Annotated in this window: 18 protein-coding genes; 10 read left to right on the forward strand and 8 right to left on the reverse strand. The window is 61.6% G+C overall.

The annotated features are described in order from the left end of the window. Positions 1-23: 23 nt before the first annotated feature. Both AWR36_RS08915 and sugE read left to right on the forward strand, forming a co-directional pair. Positions 24-428 carry a DoxX family membrane protein gene (locus tag AWR36_RS08915; RefSeq protein WP_067083829.1) on the forward strand — a complete coding sequence of 135 codons (405 nt, stop codon included), beginning with the start codon at positions 24-26 and terminating at the stop codon, positions 426-428. Between the two features lie 13 nt (positions 429-441). Further along, positions 442-768, forward strand: coding sequence for a quaternary ammonium compound efflux SMR transporter SugE (sugE, locus tag AWR36_RS08920; protein WP_067083831.1), 327 nt, complete (start codon positions 442-444; stop codon positions 766-768). A 5-nt stretch (positions 769-773) separates the two neighbouring features. Here sugE and AWR36_RS08925 read toward each other — a convergent pair whose 3' ends face one another. From AWR36_RS08925 to radC, 5 genes are all read right to left on the reverse strand, one after another. Further along, the gene (locus AWR36_RS08925; RefSeq protein WP_067083833.1) at positions 774-2,534 is read right to left on the reverse strand and encodes an amidohydrolase; all 1,761 of its coding nucleotides are present in this window, start codon (positions 2,532-2,534) and stop codon (positions 774-776) included. Between the two features lie 83 nt (positions 2,535-2,617). Continuing rightward, complete coding sequence (gene mutM, locus AWR36_RS08930; RefSeq protein ID WP_067083835.1) at positions 2,618-3,433, reverse strand: bifunctional DNA-formamidopyrimidine glycosylase/DNA-(apurinic or apyrimidinic site) lyase; 816 nt, start codon at positions 3,431-3,433, stop codon at positions 2,618-2,620. A gap of 115 nt (positions 3,434-3,548) precedes the next feature. Beyond that, a complete protein-coding gene (gene rpmG / locus AWR36_RS08935) occupies positions 3,549-3,704 on the reverse strand; it encodes a 50S ribosomal protein L33 (RefSeq protein WP_020413983.1) in 156 nt (51 codons plus the stop codon). A gap of 37 nt (positions 3,705-3,741) precedes the next feature. Then, positions 3,742-3,978, reverse strand: a complete 237-nt coding sequence (gene rpmB, locus AWR36_RS08940) for a 50S ribosomal protein L28 (protein WP_067083837.1) — start codon at positions 3,976-3,978, stop codon at positions 3,742-3,744. Positions 3,979-4,227: 249 nt separating this feature from the next. Next, positions 4,228-4,902 carry a RadC family protein gene (gene radC, locus AWR36_RS08945; protein ID WP_067083839.1) on the reverse strand — a complete coding sequence of 225 codons (675 nt, stop codon included), beginning with the start codon at positions 4,900-4,902 and terminating at the stop codon, positions 4,228-4,230. An 88-nt stretch (positions 4,903-4,990) separates the two neighbouring features. On the opposite strand from radC, the gene coaBC reads away from it, so the two are divergent. The 4 genes from coaBC (at position 4,991) to slmA (ending at position 10,227) form a co-directional block, all read left to right on the forward strand. Continuing rightward, positions 4,991-6,202 carry a bifunctional phosphopantothenoylcysteine decarboxylase/phosphopantothenate--cysteine ligase CoaBC gene (coaBC, locus tag AWR36_RS08950; RefSeq protein ID WP_067083841.1) on the forward strand — a complete coding sequence of 404 codons (1,212 nt, stop codon included), beginning with the start codon at positions 4,991-4,993 and terminating at the stop codon, positions 6,200-6,202. 23 nt (positions 6,203-6,225) lie between these two features. Then, a complete protein-coding gene (locus AWR36_RS16350; RefSeq protein WP_067083843.1) occupies positions 6,226-8,523 on the forward strand; it encodes a phosphomannomutase/phosphoglucomutase in 2,298 nt (765 codons plus the stop codon). 57 nt (positions 8,524-8,580) lie between these two features. Next, positions 8,581-9,483 (forward strand): acetylglutamate kinase, encoded by a 903-nt coding sequence (argB, locus tag AWR36_RS08960; protein WP_067083845.1) that lies wholly within the window; start codon positions 8,581-8,583, stop codon positions 9,481-9,483. 132 nt (positions 9,484-9,615) lie between these two features. Next, on the forward strand, positions 9,616-10,227 hold the full coding sequence (gene slmA, locus AWR36_RS08965) for a nucleoid occlusion factor SlmA (protein WP_067083847.1): 612 nt from the start codon (positions 9,616-9,618) through the stop codon (positions 10,225-10,227). 50 nt (positions 10,228-10,277) lie between these two features. Here slmA and AWR36_RS08970 read toward each other — a convergent pair whose 3' ends face one another. Together AWR36_RS08970 and pyrE are read right to left on the reverse strand one after the other, a co-directional pair. Continuing rightward, entirely contained in the window at positions 10,278-10,892 is a 615-nt protein-coding gene (locus AWR36_RS08970; protein WP_067083849.1) for a hypothetical protein, read from the reverse strand. 44 nt (positions 10,893-10,936) lie between these two features. Next, entirely contained in the window at positions 10,937-11,593 is a 657-nt protein-coding gene (gene pyrE, locus AWR36_RS08975; RefSeq protein ID WP_067083851.1) for an orotate phosphoribosyltransferase, read from the reverse strand. A gap of 114 nt (positions 11,594-11,707) precedes the next feature. Here pyrE and AWR36_RS08980 point away from each other — a divergent pair, with 114 nt between their 5' ends. Further along, positions 11,708-12,475, forward strand: a complete 768-nt coding sequence (locus AWR36_RS08980; protein ID WP_067083853.1) for an exodeoxyribonuclease III — start codon at positions 11,708-11,710, stop codon at positions 12,473-12,475. A 51-nt stretch (positions 12,476-12,526) separates the two neighbouring features. Here AWR36_RS08980 and rph read toward each other — a convergent pair whose 3' ends face one another. Continuing rightward, positions 12,527-13,246, reverse strand: coding sequence for a ribonuclease PH (rph, locus tag AWR36_RS08985; protein ID WP_067083854.1), 720 nt, complete (start codon positions 13,244-13,246; stop codon positions 12,527-12,529). A gap of 137 nt (positions 13,247-13,383) precedes the next feature. On the opposite strand from rph, the gene AWR36_RS08990 reads away from it, so the two are divergent. The 3 genes from AWR36_RS08990 (at position 13,384) to AWR36_RS09000 (ending at position 18,301) form a co-directional block, all read left to right on the forward strand. Next, a complete protein-coding gene (locus tag AWR36_RS08990) occupies positions 13,384-14,259 on the forward strand; it encodes a YicC/YloC family endoribonuclease (RefSeq protein WP_067083855.1) in 876 nt (291 codons plus the stop codon). A 430-nt stretch (positions 14,260-14,689) separates the two neighbouring features. Continuing rightward, the gene (locus AWR36_RS08995; protein WP_067083856.1) at positions 14,690-16,765 is read left to right on the forward strand and encodes a S8 family peptidase; all 2,076 of its coding nucleotides are present in this window, start codon (positions 14,690-14,692) and stop codon (positions 16,763-16,765) included. A gap of 246 nt (positions 16,766-17,011) precedes the next feature. After that, the gene (locus AWR36_RS09000) at positions 17,012-18,301 is read left to right on the forward strand and encodes a TolC family protein (RefSeq protein ID WP_067104574.1); all 1,290 of its coding nucleotides are present in this window, start codon (positions 17,012-17,014) and stop codon (positions 18,299-18,301) included. Positions 18,302-18,335 lie beyond the last annotated feature (34 nt).

An 18,335-nucleotide genomic window follows, 5' to 3' on the forward strand; every position in this document is an offset into this window, starting at 1 on the left:
TCTTTTACGAATGGGAGAAAATCATGCGCGCCTACACACTGCTGCTGTTACGAATCAGCCTCGGCCTCTTGCTGGTGATCTGGGGGGTCGACAAGCTGGTCAATGTGGATCACGCGATCGCGGTATCCAAGCGTTTCTATCTCGGCATTATCAGCGCACCACTGGCCTGGAATATCTTCGGTGGCCTGCAGGTATTGCTCGGTACAGCGGTGATTCTCGGTCTGTGGCGGAAATTCACCTACCCGGTGCAGGCTTTGATCAACGGCGCTACCTTGCTGGGCGTCTGGCAATCGGTGGTCGACCCGTGGGGATGGGTGCTCGAAGGCAGCAACGTGCTCTTTTACCCATCGCTGATTATCTTTGCCGCCTGTTTGGTCCTGTGGGCATTCCAGTCCGATGACCGGCTGTCACTGGATCGCCGGCGGTAGGCAGGGCCAGCCAATGTCCAATCCCTGGCTACTGCTTTTCATCGCCGGACTGCTGGAGGTAGGCTGGGCGATTGGCCTCAAGTACACAGACGGCTTCAGCCGCCCGCTGCCCAGCGCACTGACCATTATCACCATGGTTGCCAGTTTTTATTTTCTCGCGCAGGCGCTGAAAGTAATCCCGGTGGGCACAGGCTACGCGGTATGGACGGGGATAGGCGCCGTCGGTACCGCAATTCTCGGCATCGTGTTGTTCGCCGAATCGACCGCGCTGCCGCGCCTGCTCTGCATCGGGCCGATCATCGCGGGCATTATCGGTCTCAAGCTGACATCGCCCGCCTGACCTCGTTACTGCGCCTCCGCCGCATCGTAGACCAGCTCGCCCTTGTAATAGGTACGCATTACCCGTGCCTTGTGCAGTTCCTCTGGCGCCAGCTGGAATAGATTCTGATCCAGCACGATCAGGTCACCCCACCTGCCCACTTGGATACTGCCGGTTTCTTCCTCCAGACGGTTGGCGATCGCACCATTGACGGTGAAGGCTCTGAGCATCCGCGCCAGGGATACGCGCCCGCCGGAAGCGGATTCGCCATTCGCACTTTCCGCCGGCGCGTCCACAGCACGCCGGGTCAGGGCCACCTGGATAGCGGATAGGGGATTGCCGACGGCCTCGCCGTGACAACCGCTGGCCGCAGCTACGGTGACCCCCTTCTCAAACAGGCGCAGGATCGGATATTGCCTGTCCGCACGCTCACGGCCAAGATTGGGTACGGCGACCTGGTTGAAAAGATCCTGTCGGGCAAAGCATGCCGGCTGCATCAGGGCAATAGCCTGCGTTTCGACAAACAGGTTCAGGTCGTCCGGATCCAGCAGCTGAATATGTGCGATGCTGTTGCGGAAATCTTCGGGCCCATTGATATCGCGGGAGTGGACAAAGGCGCGCAGTGCCATATGAACGGCGCCGTCACCGATCGCATGAACCTGTGCCTGCAGGTTCTCAGCGTTGATACGCTTGACCTGCTGATTCAGTTTCTCCTGGCTGATCAGGGACTCGCCCCGGTAGTCCTCGCGATGTGCGTAGGGTTTCTTCAACACCGCTGCCTCTGTGCCCACCCTGCCATCCGTCCGCAGCTTGACGGACTGCAACCGAAAATCATCATCCTGAAATTTTTTACTGTGCTCGGCCAGCTCCTTGATAATCCGCTCGGGCATGGTGCCATCGATTTCGAAGGATGCCCTGACGCGAACGGTCAGCTCACCAAGCCCTGCCATTTTCTGAAGAATGCTGAGTTTTCGGGCATCCGTCCTGGGCTTGAAGCGCGCATCGTGGATCGTGGTGATACCCTGCCGATGCAAGGCCGCCTGCAGTGCCTCGATCTCTGCGCGGTAAGCCTCCTCACTCTTCTGGGGAATGATGCGCTCCAACAGGGCGATGGCACTCTGTCCCCGCATGACACCGATGGGCAGTCCGTTGGGGTCTCGCTCAATCACACCATCGGGCGGGTCCGGTGTATCCATATTGATGCCGGCGGCGGCAAGGGCCTCGGAGTTAGCCCAGATGGCCTGGTGATCACTGGAAAACAGCACGATAGGCACCGTATCACTCACCTGATCCAGCTGGCCTTTGTGGGGAGCCCCCTCGCCGAAGGCGGTGCCGCTCCAGCCCTTGCCAACAATGACCTGTCGCTCCGGGTTCTGGTCCAGGAATTTGGCAACAGCCTCGAGGTAGCCCTCAATGGTTTTGGCGCCGTAGAGATCGACAGTCTCTGCCGGCCCGCCAGCTTGCGTATTGGCATCGATGAAACCCGGCAAGACCATCCTGCCCCCCAGGTCCTCTTCACGAGTGGCCGGACCAACAAATGGCGTGACGCCCTCCTCTCCACCCACAAAAGCGATTCGGCCATCACGTATCGCCAATGCCTGGGCGATGCGGGAATCCGCATCGACGGTGTAGATATAGGCATTGCGCAACACCAGGTCCGCTGGTGGCACGGTTTCTTCCGCCGGTGTTTTCTCTGCCTGGGGTGGGCGCTCAGGGGCACGCTCCGTGTCGCGTCCGCAACCCACCAGCGACAACAAGGTGATGCAAATCAGCAGTATTCGTCCCATGGAGTCCTCTTCCCGGTTGAATGCCCCCTTTGTGTGGGCCGTCCGGCCTCACCGGGCACAGTATAGGAGAGAGGTCTGGGACTTCAGCGCTGGCAGCGACGGCAGAAAAACGTGCTGCGCTGGCCCAGCACCTGGTCGCGCACCGGTCGCCCACATCGGCGGCAGGGCTCGCCAGCGCGACCGTAGACGTTCAGCTGCTGAGCGAAGTAGCCCGGCTGGCCATCACCGCCGACAAAGTCACGCAATGTGGTGCCGCCTTGCTTGATGGCGTTAGCCAGCACCTGCTTGATGGCATCGGCCAGGCGCTGGTAGCGGGTGCGGGAGATGCCGCCGGCGGGGCGATCCGGGCGGATACCGGCCAGGAACAGGGCCTCACTGGCGTAGATGTTGCCCACGCCGACGACGATGCGGCCATCCATGATGAACGTCTTCACCGACTGGCGCCGGCCGCGGGAAGCGCTGAACAGGTAATCGCCGTTGAAATCCTCGGACAGGGGCTCGGGCCCGAGGTGCGACAGCAGGTCGTGGGCGGAGGGATCGCCGGTGGTCCACAGCAGGGCGCCAAAACGGCGCGGATCGTGATAGCGCAGGTGCCAGCCGCTATCCAGAATCCAGTCGATGTGGTCGTGCTTGCGCACCTCCGCACCCGACTCCACCAGCCGCAGGCTACCGGACATGCCCAGGTGCCAGATGGCACAGCCGCGATCGGTGTGAACCAGCAGGTATTTGGCGCGGCGTTCCAGGCGCAGGATCCTGGCACCGGCGATATGCTGCTCGAAGTCCGCATCCACCGGCCAGCGCAGGCTGCGCTGGCGCACCACGGCGGAACGCACGACGCGCCCCTGCAGGTGGGGAGCCAGGCCGCGGCGCGTAGTTTCTACTTCGGGGAGTTCTGGCATCCGATCTCTTTCCGAACTACTGATTCCTGCAGGTATTGGGGTGGCGGCGCTGCTACCGGGGCCTGAATGAAAAAAGCCCGGTAAAAACCGGGCTTTTTTAGTGCAGGGAGGGCAATTACTTGATCTTGCCTTCCTTGTACATCACATGCTTGCGAACGACGGGATCGTACTTTTTGATCTCCATCTTTTCCGGCATGTTGCGCTTGTTCTTGGTGGTGGTGTAGAAGTGACCAGTGCCAGCACTGGAATTCAGACGAATTTTCTCACGCATTGTTCTGTCTCCGATATCTCAGCAGCTTGCTGCTAACTTAAACTTTTTCGCCGCGGGCGCGCAGCTCGCTCAGCACGGTGTCGATGCCTTTCTTGTCGATCACGCGCATGCCTTTGGCGGAGACGCGCAGCTTCACAAAGCGCTTCTCGGATTCAACCCAAAAGCGGTGGCTGTGCAGGTTGGGCACAAAGCGACGCTTGGTGCGGTTTTTGGCGTGGGAAACGTTGTTACCGGTGACCGGGCGCTTACCGGTTACCTGACATACCTTGGACATCTGTTGGCCTCTTCAAAACTCTCGTGCCCGCATGACAGGGTGTGCGGGGACATCTATTCGGGATTCTAATCCGGTTCCTGGGCGGCGGCGGAAACTGTTCAGAATCTGGCCCGGCCGCAAAGAGCGGCGTTTTATACCAGAACAGCCCCCGGGGGGCAAGTTTTGTACAGCGATCTTCTCGATTTCAGAGAGGCGGGCGTCGATGCCAGCCATTGGCTCGACGGCGGAGCCCCGCGTGAACCGGCCCGCCTACAAGAGCCCCTGCTCGGCGAAAGACAGCGCCGCGCCCTCGCCCACGATCATATGGTCGAGGACCTTGATATCCACAAGCTCCAGGGCCTGCGACAGCCGCTCAGTTATCCACAGGTCCGCCTGACTCGGCTCACTGACGCCGGACGGGTGGTTGTGGGCCAGGATCACCGCCGCCGCACCCCGCTGCAGGGCCGCCTGCACCACCTCGCGGGGATAGACACTGGCGGCGTTGAGGGTGCCCTCGAACAGCTCTTCAAAGGCGATCACCCGGTGCTGGCTGTCCAGGTAGAGGCAGCAGAACACCTCCCGCCGCCGGTGGCGCAGCTGGGCAGCGAGGAAATCCCGCACTGCATCGGGGCTGCAGAGGGCGTCCGAGCGCTGGAGTGTCTCCGCCAGGTGCCGGCGCGCCATCTCCAGTACGGCCTGTAACTGGACATACTTGGCATCCCCCAGGCCCTTACCGCGACAGAAATCCTCCCGCCCGGCTTCCAGCAGCGGCCGCAGGCCGCCGAAATCGGCCAGTAGCTGGCGAGCCAGGTCCACCGCTGACAGGCCCGGCAGGCCCGTGCGCAGGAAGATCGCCAGTAATTCCGCATCGGACAGCGCGCTGGCGCCCCGCTGCAGCAGTTTTTCCCGCGGCCGCTCCGCCGCCGGCCAGTCCGTAATGGCCATGGTCTCCTCCCTGAGTCCCGCTTGCCTGATAACATATGGCGCATCAATGCTAATCTTACCCGTTCCTTCAACTCCGGAAACAGCGCCCATGTCGTCTCTGGCCAATAAACGCATCCTGCTGGGTATCAGCGGTGGTATTGCCGCCTATAAAAGTGCCGACCTGGTGCGGCGCCTGAAAGAGCGCGGCGCCGACGTGCGCGTGGTCATGACAGCCGGCGCCCAGGAGTTCATCAAACCGCTCACATTCCAGGCCCTGTCCGGCCACCCGGTGCATACAGACCTGCTGGATCCCGCTGCCGAGGCGGCCATGGGGCACATCGAACTGGCCAAATGGGCGGAACTGATCCTCATTGCTCCGGCCAGCGCCCAGGTGCTGGCCAAGCTTGCCGGTGGTATGGCCGACGATCTGCTCAGCACCCTGTGCCTGGCCAGCGAGGCGACCCTGGCTCTGGCGCCGGCCATGAACCAGGCCATGTGGCGCCACCCGGCGACCGCGGCCAATGTGGACACCCTGCAAGCCCGCAACACGCTCATCTGGGGTCCCGCGGCCGGCAGCCAGGCCTGCGGCGATGTGGGCCCGGGACGGATGCTGGAGCCGGAAGCGCTGGTGGCGGAGGTCGAGTCCCTGCTGCAGCCCCGCGCCGACCTGCGCGGCAAGCACTTCGCCATTACCGCCGGACCGACGCGGGAGTCTCTCGACCCGGTGCGCTACCTCACCAACCACAGCTCAGGCAAAATGGGCTTTGCCCTGGCGGCGGCGGCCCGGCGAGCAGGGGCGGAAGTCACCCTGATCGCCGGACCGGTCAACCTGCCGACCCCAGCCGGGGTGAAGCGCGTCGATGTGGTGGATGCCCGCGAGATGCAGGAAGCCGCCGAGCGCGCCGCCGACCTCTGCGATGTGTTTATCGCTGCCGCGGCCGTGGCCGACTTTCGCCCGGAGCGGATAGCGCAGGAGAAGATCAAAAAGAGCGATGGCAGCGATCGCGACACCCTCGCGCTGGTGAAGAATCCCGACATCGTCGCCGGTATCGCGGCACGCAATGAAAGAAGACCATTTACCGTGGGCTTCGCCGCAGAGACAGAAAAAGTCCTCGAGCACGCCGCGGGCAAGCTGTCACGCAAGAAGCTGGACATGATCATCGCCAACGATGTGAGCGAGGCAGACAGCGGCTTTAACAGCGAGCGTAACCGGGTGACGGTCCTGGATCCGAGCGGTCGCACCGAGCTGCCCCAGTCACTGAAGACGGCCCTGGCGGAACAGCTGATCGGGATGATCGCCGCCCAGGCATTCTCACAATAACAACAAGCGTTTCTGGATTTATCGTGGTTTCAAAACTCAATAACGCCCTGTCTTTCCATCGCCGGCTCGCACTGCCGGCGCTGTTGTGCACCGCCGTCTGGCTCGGCGGCGCCGCCCTGCTCGACCGCTGGGTGATTAGCCCCTACAACGCAGCCTCGATCGCAGAGGCGGCCTCGGCTAGAGCCGAAAGTGAGGCCGCACAGCTCGCGGCCATACTGGAAAAACAGAAACGGCAACTTCAAGCACTCGCCGCAGGTGCCTTTCGCACGGCAAAGGAGAACAGGTTCGATGCGGGGAGCAGGGAGCGCCTGCAGTTCTTCTCGCAAAGCGAGTTGCGCGTCGGCGCGGGCTCGGCCCCCCAGCTCAATTTCGCCCTGCTGGACCTGATCAAGCGCACCCTGGAAGAGGGGCCGCAACCGGTGGAAATATTGCGCACCGGCAGCAACAGCAACTGGCAGCAACACCAGGCGGCCGCAAGTGGTGAAGGTGTGGTGTTGCTGACGCGTTCGTTTGACCACCTGCAACCCGCCCTGGAAAGCCTGGCGGACAGCGCCGGCGAGCGGATGCTGCTGCAGCAGTTCCCCGGTGGCCCGGCGCAAACCCTCTGGCAGGCGGGGCAGGGCAGCGGCCTGACCGCCAGGGCGCCGGTGGCAGGTTCCCATCTGACCCTGGCATTCCAGCCCGGTGCCACCTTTGCCAGCGACAACAGTATTGGTGCCGGCTGGATCTACAGTGTGGGGCTGCTCGGCCTGCTGGTTTCCCTCGGCGCCCTGTGGCGATTCGTGCACCGCTATACCCAGGCACCGTGGGAGCAGCGGGGCAAGCGTCCGCGCCAGGCCGGGGGGGCCAGGGGAGGAAGGGCATCGGTCCCCGCCGGAGCATCGGCACCAGAGTCCGCCACTGTCGAGCCGACTTCGGCTCGTGATCAGGTGGGGGATACCATGGAATTCCCCGAAGAAGTGTTTCGCGCTTACGACATCCGTGGCCTTGCCGGTTCGCAGATCAACGAGCCCTTTGCCTATCAGCTGGGCCGCGCCCTCGGCACGCTGGCGCAACACGCCGGTGAGGAGCTGCTGATGGTGGCCCGCGACGGCCGTAACAGCAGCGAGCTGCTGAGCCGCTGCCTGGTGGAGGGCATTCTTGACACCGGCTGCAACGCAGTAGACCTGGGACTGGCACCCTCGCCCCTGCTGTACTTCGCCTGCGCCCGGGGCACCAACAGCAGCAGTGGCGTGATCGTCACCGCCAGCCACAATCCGGCAGAGTACAACGGCTTCAAGATCGTGCTGAAGGGCCGCTCCCTGGCCGAAGACAAGTTGCAGAAACTGCGCACCCTGATGCAGAGCGGACCGTTCGACAGCGGCGAGGGCAGTTACCGCGAGCAGGACATCCGCGAGCACTATATTGACGAGATCTTCAATGATGTGGCGCTGGCCGGGCAGCCGCGACTGGTGATCGACGCCGGTAACGGCGCTACCGCCAATCTGGCACCGCAGCTGTTCGAGCAGCTGGGCTGCAGCGTCACTCCGCTCTTCTGCGAGGTGGACGGTAACTTCCCCAATCATCCCCCGGATCCGTCGCGCCCCGAAAACCTGCAGGCCCTGATCGACAAGGTTGCTGAAACCGGTGCGGAGCTCGGCGTGGCACTGGACGGTGACGGCGACCGGGTGACCCTTGTTTCCGGCTCCGGGCGCATTGCCTGGGCAGATCAGCTGGTGATGCTGCTGGCCCGCGACGTACTGGCCCGCAATCCCGGTGAAGACATCGTCTTCGATGTGAAGTGCAGCCGCGTGTTGAATGAGCTGGTCAACCAGTACGGTGGTCGACCGGTTATGTGGAAGACCGGCCACGCACCCATGAAAAACAAAATGCAGGAGACCGGGGCAATTCTCGGCGGTGAGCTGTCAGGCCATATCTTTATCAAGGACCGCTGGTTCGGTTTCGATGACGGCATGTATGCCGCGGCCCGGGTTCTCGAAATCATGGCGCTGCGTGAGCAGAGCCTGGATGAATTGCTCGATTCGTTGCCGCAGATGGCCAGTACGCCGGAAATTCTGCTGCCGGTGGAAGAGAAGGACAAGTTCGCCCTGATCGAAAAGCTCAAAAAGCAGGGGCAGTTCAAGGGTGCAGATATCAATACCATCGACGGTCTGCGCATCGAGTTCCCGGAGGGCTGGGGGCTGGTAAGGGCCTCCAATACGGGCGCCGCCCTGACGCTGCGCTTTGAGGCAGAATCCCATGAAGCATTGCAGCGCATCTTTTCCACGGTACGAGAGCAGCTGCAGGCAGTGGCCCCGCAGCTGTCGCTGCCCGACCTCTGAGAGCCCCGCCGGGCAAACAGGCCCGGCCAACTGAATACTGGATAGGAAAGTCCGATCATGTCACTGGATCCCAAATCCGCCCTGCGCGTTGCCCAGGTCCTCAACGAAGCGCTGCCCTACATCCAGCGCTTTACCGGCAAGACCGTAGTGGTGAAGTTCGGCGGTAATGCCATGGTGGATGAGGCACTGCAGAACAGCTTTGCCCGCGACATCATCCTGATGAAACTGGTGGGAATGAACCCCGTCGTCGTCCACGGCGGCGGTCCGCAGATCGGCGACCTGCTGGACAAACTCAACATCGAGTCCCGCTTTGTCGACGGCATGCGGGTCACCGATAGCGAGACCATGGACGTGGTGGAGATGGTGCTCGGTGGCACCGTCAACAAGCAGATCGTCAACCTGATCAACAAGAACGGTGGCCGTGCCGTTGGTGTGACCGGCAAGGATGGCCTGCTGATCCGGGCGAAGCAACTGCAGATGCAAAGTGAAGCCGCAGGCCTGCACGCGTCGGAAATTATCGATATCGGCCATGTGGGCGAAGTGGAGCATGTGGATACGGCGGTGATCGATATGCTGATCCACGGTGACTTTATTCCGGTGATCGCGCCGATCGGCGTCGGTCAGGATGGGGCCTCGTACAATATCAATGCCGACCTGGTCGCCGGTAAAATCGCCGAGTTCCTGCACGCGGAGAAGCTGATGCTGCTGACCAATGTGGCAGGGCTGCAGGACAAGAGTGGCGAAGTGCTCACCGGGTTGACCACCTTGCAGGTGGATGGGCTCATCGCCGACGGCACCATCTACGGCGGCATGTTGCCGAAGATTTCCTGCGCTCTGGATGCGGTGAAGGCGGGCGTGACCTCTGCCCACATCATCGACGGCCGCGTGCCCCACGCGGTGCTGCTGGAGATCTTTACCGATACCGGCGTCGGCACCCTGATTACCGATAACGACGGGTGATCCGTACAAGCGGCAAGCCAGTAATTGAAGCGACGCCGGCGAATCGTTAGGATTCCCGCGCCCGCCCTGTAATTTGCGCGGGGCGATAACAAGAACCGATGTTCCCGGCAGCCGCCGGGTGAAAGGCAGTCAATGAGTAGCGAAAAAATCAACCGGCGCCAACAGATCCTGCAGGCACTGGCCCATATGCTGGAGGCCAGCCCCGGTGCGCGCATTACTACCGCGGCACTGGCCAAGGAGGTGGGTTTCTCGGAGGCGGCGCTGTATCGCCACTTCCCCAGCAAATCGAAGATGTTCGAAGGACTGATCGAGTTTATCGAGGAAACCATCTTCAGCCGGGTGTCCCTGATCCTGCAAGAAGAGCCCTCGGCGCTGGTCCGCTGCCAGAAAGTCCTGCACTTGCTGCTGGCATTCTGCGAGCGCAATCCCGGTATCACCCGACTGCTGACCGGCGACGCACTGACCGGGGAAACCGAGCGCCTGCACGGGCGCATCCTGCAATTCTTTGACCGTTTGGAAACCCAGATCAAGCAGATCCTGCGTGAAGCCGAGCTGCGGGAACAACTGCGGCCGGCAATCCCCCTGGGCAGTGCTGCCAACCTGCTGCTGGCCAGCGCTGAGGGCCGTATCGTTCAGTACGTTCGCAGCGGCTTCAAGCGTAAACCCACCGACAACTGGACGGAGCAGTGGCCGGTGCTGGTGGCAGGGTTCTTCCGCGAGCCGGCCATGGTACCGGCCCGCTGATCCGGCGGGACCGGGGCGGACTCAAGAGGGGTAAGAGGGGCGCCGGCTGACTACTTACCGGCGATCTGGGTAAAGCGCTCTGCGGCGCGGTCGAACTCCTTGTCGACACGGGCCGCCTCCTGTTCACGGTGCTCCATTCGCTCGTGCAGTACCTTCATTTCCTGACGCAAATTGGCTATCCGCTCCAGCAGTTCCGGCGCCACCTCGTCCCCATGACGCTGGGTACGGGCGGCAACGGCCTCCGCCTGCTCGATTTGCAGCTCGATACTGGACAGGTTGGAGCGCAAAAGCGCCATATCCTGTTTGACTATTGCCAGTTTGCGGGACCTGGCGCTCTCTATGTCGGCCAGGCTGCTGTAGCGACGCAGCAACTCCATATCCGCCTCGCGCTGGGCCTCTGACTGTCGCTTTCGCTTCAGCTCCTCGCCGCTCAGCTGCGGCGGCACCACCTCGAGCACCCGACCAGAGGGGCTCAATACCTCGTAACCGCCGGGGGCATAGCGTGGTGGCACCACGTCGTCGAGCACCTGGATGCCGTGCTCATTGGTATAACGGAACAGCACCTCTCCCTTTCCGGGCAGGGCACGGCTCTGCTCAGCACTGATAGCAGTATTCGAAGCCGAAACTGCCAGGCATCCGGCCAGAATGTAGGGGGCAAACCTCATCGCGGTTCTCTTTGATCTCTGACAACGCAGGGGGCGTCGCCGCGCTAGTCCCGGGCGGCCACGCCGTAACGCCGCCGGTAATCCACAATTTTCTCCAGAGTATCACCCTGTCGCGGCGTATCCTCAAGGTAGCTGATGATGTCATCCAGCTCCACGATACTGATCACCGGAACCTTGAACTCACTCTCCACCTGCTGGATGGCGGATAGCTCAGTCTCCTCACTGGCCCGCTCCTGGCGATTCAGGCCGATGACGACGCCGGCGGGCTCAGCACCCTGGGCGCCGATAATATCCATCACTTCGCGCACCGCGGTACCCGCAGTAATCACATCATCGATAATCAAGACCTTGCCTTCCAGCGGCGCACCCACTAAGGTTCCGCCTTCGCCGTGATCCTTGGCCTCTTTGCGGTTGTAACAGAAAGGCTTATCCACGCCTTTCTGTGCGAGCGCCACGGCAGTCACCGCCCCGAGCGGAATACCTTTGTAGGCCGGCCCGAAAATGACATCGAACTCTACTCCAGAGGCAAGAATCGCCTCGGCGTAGGCCTGCCCGAGTGCTGCCAGGGCGGCACCGGAGTGGAAGCGGCCGGCATTGAAAAAATAGGGACTTTGACGACCCGACTTCAGGGTGAACTCACCAAAACAAAGCACCTGATGGTCCAGGGCCAGTTGGATAAAATCGCGCTGATACTGCTGCATGGAAATTTGGAAACTATTGGCTAAGGTGAAGGGAGACCTCCCCACGGGAAGCTGCGGGAGGGGTATGCACATAATGTTACTAATGATACACAGTCCGCTGGTAAGGGGCTAATAATGCGAATCGTGAGTTTGTCGGTTGACGGCATTCATCAGGCGGCTCAGCGTGGCCTCTATGACTGGCTAGCGGAACAGGACGCGGACATCATCTGCCTGCAGGACTTGCGCTCGCTGGAACCGGAGCTCGATCACCCGGTTTTTCACCCCGACGGTTACTACAGCTACTTCTTCGACTCCGGTACTCCCCACGAGAACGGGGTGGCCATCTACACCCGCAGCCAGCCCAAGGCCATCATCTTCGGCATGGGTTTCGCCAACGGTGAGGACATGTATGGCCGCTACCTGCAGGCGGACTTCGAGCGCCTCAGCGTGGGGTCACTGTTGGCACCTATCGCCAAGGATGAGGGCTCGCTGGAAAAGAAGGTACAGTTCTTCGATGATATGCAGGCACATCTGATCAAGATCAGCCGCAAGCGCCGGGACTTCATCTTTTGCGGAAACTGGGGCATGGCTCACCGTCGCGCCGATGTGCAGAACTGGCAGGACCACCAGGATACACCCGGTTTCATGCGCCATGAGCAGCGCTGGCTGGATCAGCTGTTCAACGAAATCGGCTATGTAGATGCCTTCCGCAAGGTGGTGAAGGATGCGGACGAATTCAGCTGGTGGCCCAGTGGCACGGTGGGCGAGGGCGATGGCTGGCGCACCGATATGCAGGTGGTCTCTGCCACGCTGAAAAACCGCATCGAGTACGGCGCCATCAACAAGAACGTGAATTTTTCCAGTCACCTGCCGGTGATCATGGATTACGACCTGGAAGTCTGATCCCGCCTGCGGCGGACGGGAAAACCCGCCCGCCTCTCGTCACTTGCCCGGCTACTCTTCCAGCGCTTTGCGCTGCATTCCGATCAGTTCGTCGATACCCGACTTAGCCAGCGCCAGCATCTGCGCAAACTGTTTCTCAGTAAAGGGCGCACCCTCTGCCGTGCCCTGCACCTCGATCATGCCACCGTCTGCGGCCATCACCAGGTTCATATCCGTGTCGGCGCGGCTGTCCTCGGGGTAATCCAGGTCAAGCACCGCCTCACCCTCGTAAATGCCCACGGAAACCGCCGCCACCATATTTTTCAGCGGATCGGTGCTGATCAGCTTTTCCCGCTGCATGAAACGCAGCGCATCCACCAGTGCCACGCAGGCACCGGTGATCGCCGCGGTGCGAGTGCCACCATCGGCCTGAATCACATCGCAATCCAGGGTGATCTGATTTTCACCCAGCAGCTCGAGGTCCACCGCCGCCCGCAGGGAGCGGCCGATCAAGCGCTGAATCTCCACGGTGCGGCCTCCCTGTTTGCCGCGGGCCGCCTCGCGCGCCATACGCGAACCGGTGGAGCGGGGCAGCATGCCGTACTCCGCCGTAATCCAGCCACTGCCCTGACCGCGCAGGAAGCGCGGCACCTCGGCTGCGACCGAGGCGGTGCAGAGCACCTTGGTATCCCCGAATTCCACCAGCACCGAGCCCTCGGCGTGGCGGGTGTAATTGCGGGTGATACGCACGGGGCGCAATTGCTCTGGTTTCCGGCCGCTGGGTCGCTGCATGTACTCACCTCGAATTCTTGTGGCTAAAAGTCGACAGTATAACCCCACGGCAGGACACACCCGAGCCCTCGCCCGGGTCCCCGGAGCGCTGTGCTATGATGCCCGCCCAGCTCCATCCAGCCGCAGGGAAGAATATTATGGCCAGTAAAACTGTGCGCAGCATGACGGCTTTCGGCCGCGCCGAATCCCCTTACGATACCGGTATCGCCACCTGGGAACTGCGCTCGGTCAATCACCGCTACCTGGAGCCCCACTTCCGCCTGCCGGAGGCGGCCCGCTCCCTGGAGAGCCAGCTGCGCGAGCGACTGCGCAAACAGCTCGCCCGGGGCAAACTGGAGCTGACGCTCTCACTCAAAAGCAACCCCGGTGAAGAAACCACATTGCAGGTGGACGAAGACCTGGCGCGGGCAGTCGTCGACGCCGCCAAACGGGTCTCCCCCGGAATCGACACACTGCCATTGAATCCGCTGCAAGTCCTGCAGTGGCCCGGCGTGATTGCCGAACCCGAAACCGACACTGAAGCGCAATCCCGGGCCATTCTCGATGCGTTCGACGCCGCGCTGTCACAGCTGAGTGAAAACCGCGCTCGCGAGGGCGCCGAACTGCGACGCTTTATCGAACAGCGCCTCGACGCCATCAGCGAACAGGTAGCCAGCGTGCGGGCGCTCTTGCCACAAATCCTGCAGGCGCAGCGCGAGAAACTGCACAGCCGCCTCGAAGAACTACTTGGCGAACTGGATGCCGAACGCGTGGAGCAGGAAATCGTACTGTTGGCCCAGAAGGCCGACGTGGATGAAGAACTCGATCGGCTCGACGCCCATGTTACCGAAGCCCGGCGTGTGCTGGCCGGGGGTGGTCCTATCGGCAGGCGCCTGGATTTTCTGATGCAGGAATTCAACCGCGAGGCCAATACCCTGTCGTCCAAATCGGTGGTCACGGATACCACTCAGGCCGCCGTAGAACTCAAAGTGTTGATTGAGCAGATGCGGGAGCAGGTGCAGAATATCGAGTAATAAACGTGCTTGATTTTCGAAAAGGGCCGCAACGGATTATGCGGCCCTTTTTTGTGCCCGCGGTTTAAGTTGATCTGCCACTCCAACAAGTCGCGCTCTACACGCTCTTCGACGCCCAAGCCCTCCGGTATTTTCTGCAAGCATTGAAAATTAATGCTGCGCCACCCTCCGAGAACCGCTTCCCGAATTTTTTTCATTGCCCTTAAGACATTCGATAAACACTCGATTTTGGCGCGTAATGGAAAGAGTTGTCCCTTTTTACACTGTGGTAGCCGCGAGTTTTATCGTCAAACCATCACCTCGCAGTAAACCATGCAACACAATTGGGTGGGCTTGCTGCGCGGTGCACCGCCCAGGATCTCCGTGGTGTTAAAAGCGACGGTCGAAACCAACGCCGTCGATAAAAATAATCAAGGAGCAACTCAAATCCATGAAATTTTCTAATCTCTTCAAGTGTCCATCGCTGGCGGCACTTGGCACAGTTACGGCTCTGTGCAGCGCACTAATCACGACCAGCACCGCCGTTCATGCCGTTGAACCGGGCCTGTCTTCTGCAACTGTTGCGGCGCCGGAAGTGGTAACCGATCGCATCATCGTCAAGTACAAAAACAATATGCCGGGCGCCAACGCCGCCGTCATGTCGCAAACTGCCATCGATCGCGTCTCGCAGATGGCCGGTCATCGCTTCGCGCACGTGCGCAAACTGGCGACAGGAGCACAGGTGCTCAAGGTGGAGAAGCGCACCAGCAAGTTCGAGCTCGATGCCATCATCCAGCGACTGCAACAGGACCCGATGGTGGAATATGTCGAACCCGACCGGATCATGCAGCCGATGGCGACACCAAATGATCCCTACTACAACCAGCAATGGCACTACTTCGAAAGCACCGGCGGCCTGAACCTGCCTTCTGCCTGGGATGTTACCCAGGGCGCAGGAGTTGTCGTAGGTGTGATCGATACCGGCTACCGGCCCCACGCAGATCTGAACGCAAATATTCTGCCGGGCTACGACATGATTTCTGACACCACCGTCGCTCAGGACGGTGACGGGCGCGACAGTGATGCCAGTGATCCTGGCGACTGGTCACCGGCCGGCGCTTGCGGTGCCGGTCAGCCTGCCCGTGATAGCAGCTGGCATGGTACCCACGTGGCAGGCACAGTCGCCGCCGTCACCAATAATGGCAATGGTGTGGCCGGGGTCGCCTATCAGGCGAAGGTAGTGCCCATTCGCGCGCTGGGCCGCTGTGGTGGTTACACCTCTGATATTGCCGATAGCATTATCTGGGGGGCCGGTGGCAGCGTCAGCGGCCTGCCATCGAACCCGAATCCCGCCCAGGTGCTGAACCTGAGCTTGGGCGGTGGCGGCAGCTGTGATTCGACCACCCAGAATGCCATCAACACCGCCCGCAGCCTGGGCACTACCGTGGTGGTGGCTGCCGGTAACTCCAATGCCAACGCAGGCAATTACAGTCCCGCCAGCTGCTCGGGGGTAATCACCGTCGCCTCTACCAACCGTGCGGGCGGGCGGGCTTACTATTCCAATTACGGCAGCGTGGTGGATGTGGCGGCCCCCGGCGGGGAGACTTCCGTTTCCTCCAACGGCGTGCTGTCGACCCTGAATAGTGGCAGCCAGGGACCCGGTGCCGACAATTACGAGTTCTACCAGGGAACCAGCATGGCGGCACCCCATGTCTCCGGTGCAGCGGCCTTGCTGTATGCCATGGATGGCAGCCTGACGCCCAGCGAAGTGGAGTCGATCTTGACTGATACTGCGCGCAGCTTCCCGGCGGGTTGCAGTGGCTGTGGTGCGGGAATTGTGGATGCGGCTGCTGCGGTCGCAGCTGCAGCCGGGGACCCCGGACCCGAACCCGGAAACGGGGAACTGCAGAATGGCGTCGCGGAGACGAACCTCTCAGGTAACAGCGGAACAGAGCTCTTCTTTACCCTGGAGGTACCCGCCGGTGCGACCAACTTGAGCTTCCAGATCTCCGGTGGCAGTGGGGATGCAGACCTCTACGTACGATTTGGTTCTGCACCGACCACCAGCAGCTACGACTGTCGGCCCTACCTGAACGGCAACAATGAAACCTGCTCCATCAGTAACGTGCAGGCCGGCACCTATCATGTGATGGTGCGCGGTTACACCAGCTTTTCCGCTGTCAGCCTGGTGGGCAGCTTCGACGAGGGAAGTGGGGGCGGTGGTGCCACCGGCTGGACCGAGAACAATCTGTCCGGTGACGCCGGCTCCTGGCAGCATTTCACCCTGCAGGTGAATTCCGGTATGGCGGCGCTGGACGTCATCATGTCCGGTGGCAGCGGAGATGCCGATCTCTATGTGCGGTTCGGCTCCCAGCCAACCACCAGCAGCTACGACTGTCGCCCATACCGCTGGGGCAATAACGAAACCTGCTCAATCAGCAATCCCCAGTCAGGTACCTGGTATATCAGTGTGCGCGGCTATCAGGCCTATTCCGGCGTGACGCTGGAGGCACAAGCGGCCCCCTGACGGTCCTCTGACCTTCGAGGCCGGCATGCCGCCGGCCTCTTCCTGCATCTCTCATTATTTCAATGTCCACGCCGCTGCCTGCTGACGACATTCCCCCGTCCTGCTTTTTCCATCCTTTCATTGGTCAGCAAGACGTTTGTGCCGCCGGTGATCACCAGTGACATCCCTTCTTTTGACCCGCGATCCCACGCAGGCGCGCATTTCCGGCGCAAGCGCGCTATATGTGATGAGACTCGGGAGAAATCTATGCCCTCTACTACGGTACCGACTTGTCGTCCTGTTGCGGGTCACTGGATTGCTGCACTGCTGTGCACGTTTCTGTATTCACTGGCAGCGTCGACGGCAGCGCAAACGCCGCTGACCCTGGTGGAGGCCATTGACCGCACCCTGAATGAGAATCCCCAGTTGGCAGTATTTCGCTTTCGGGATGCGGCTTTGCGTGGTCGCACTCTCTCTGCAGCGCAACGCCCGCCGCTACGAGTCCGTGGCGAATTGGAAAATCTTGCCGGGAGCAGCGGCGCCCCTGACACAGAATTGACTGTGGCGCTCTCATCGGTAATCGAATTGGGCGGCCAGCGCCAGGCACGCATTAATGCAGCGCAGGCGAATACCGATCTGCTCAGTATTGAAGAACAGGTTCAGGCGCTCGATTTGTTGGGTGAAGTCATACGGCGCTATGTAGACGTGTTGGCGGCAGTCGAGCTGGTCGGACTGGCCACCGATTCCGCGGAAATCGCGCGCGAGGCGGTAAGCGCCGTCAACCGCCGGGTGAAATCGGCCGCCGCGCCGCAAACGGAGCTGCTGCGCGCCGAGGCCGCCCTGGCAGAGGCGCGGCTGACGCTGCAGGCAGAGGGGCGCAAACTGGAGTATCACAAGCGTGCTCTCGCCGCCCTCTGGGGAGCGACGTCACCAGAGTTTAACGTGGATACCCGTGCGCTCTATCGCATAGAGGCCGGGACCGACTTTAGTGAACTCTATGCCCGCGCGCAGGAGAATCCGGCCCTTGCCCGCTTCGCCTCCGAGGAGCGCCTGCGCGCGATGGAAGTGCGCATGCGGGAAACCGAGTCCAATCTCGACGTAGGCTGGGCAGTTGGTGTACGCCGCTTTCAGACCACCGATGAAACGACCTTGGTGGCTGCGATTGAGGTGCCGCTTTTCTCCGCCCGGCGCAACGCGGGGGCCGTGGCATCGGCGAGGGCCGAACTGGAGCGGATCGCCGCCGACCGCGAGGTGGCCAGGCTGAGAATCTACAGCCATCTTTACCGGGCCTACAGCGGCCGCGAGCAGGCAGTCGCGGCAGTCAACAGCTTTGATCAACATGTTATTCCGGCACTTCGCGCGGCGCTGCAGGAGGCGGAGAAGGGCTACCGGAGGGGACGCTACCCCTATCTGGAACTCGTATCGGCACGGCGGGAATTAATGGTGGCGAAGCGGGCAAAGATCGAATCGGCGGCCGCCGCCTTGCGCTATGGCGCGGAGATTGAGCAGCTCACTGCCGCACCGCTACTGCCCGCCGCGGGAATGACCAGCAAATAAATTCACCTGCCATCACGGACGAGCGGTGGCGAGA

Source organism: Microbulbifer flavimaris (assembly GCF_001641755.2).
In the GTDB taxonomy this organism is placed as follows: Bacteria; Pseudomonadota; Gammaproteobacteria; order Pseudomonadales; family Cellvibrionaceae; genus Microbulbifer; species Microbulbifer flavimaris.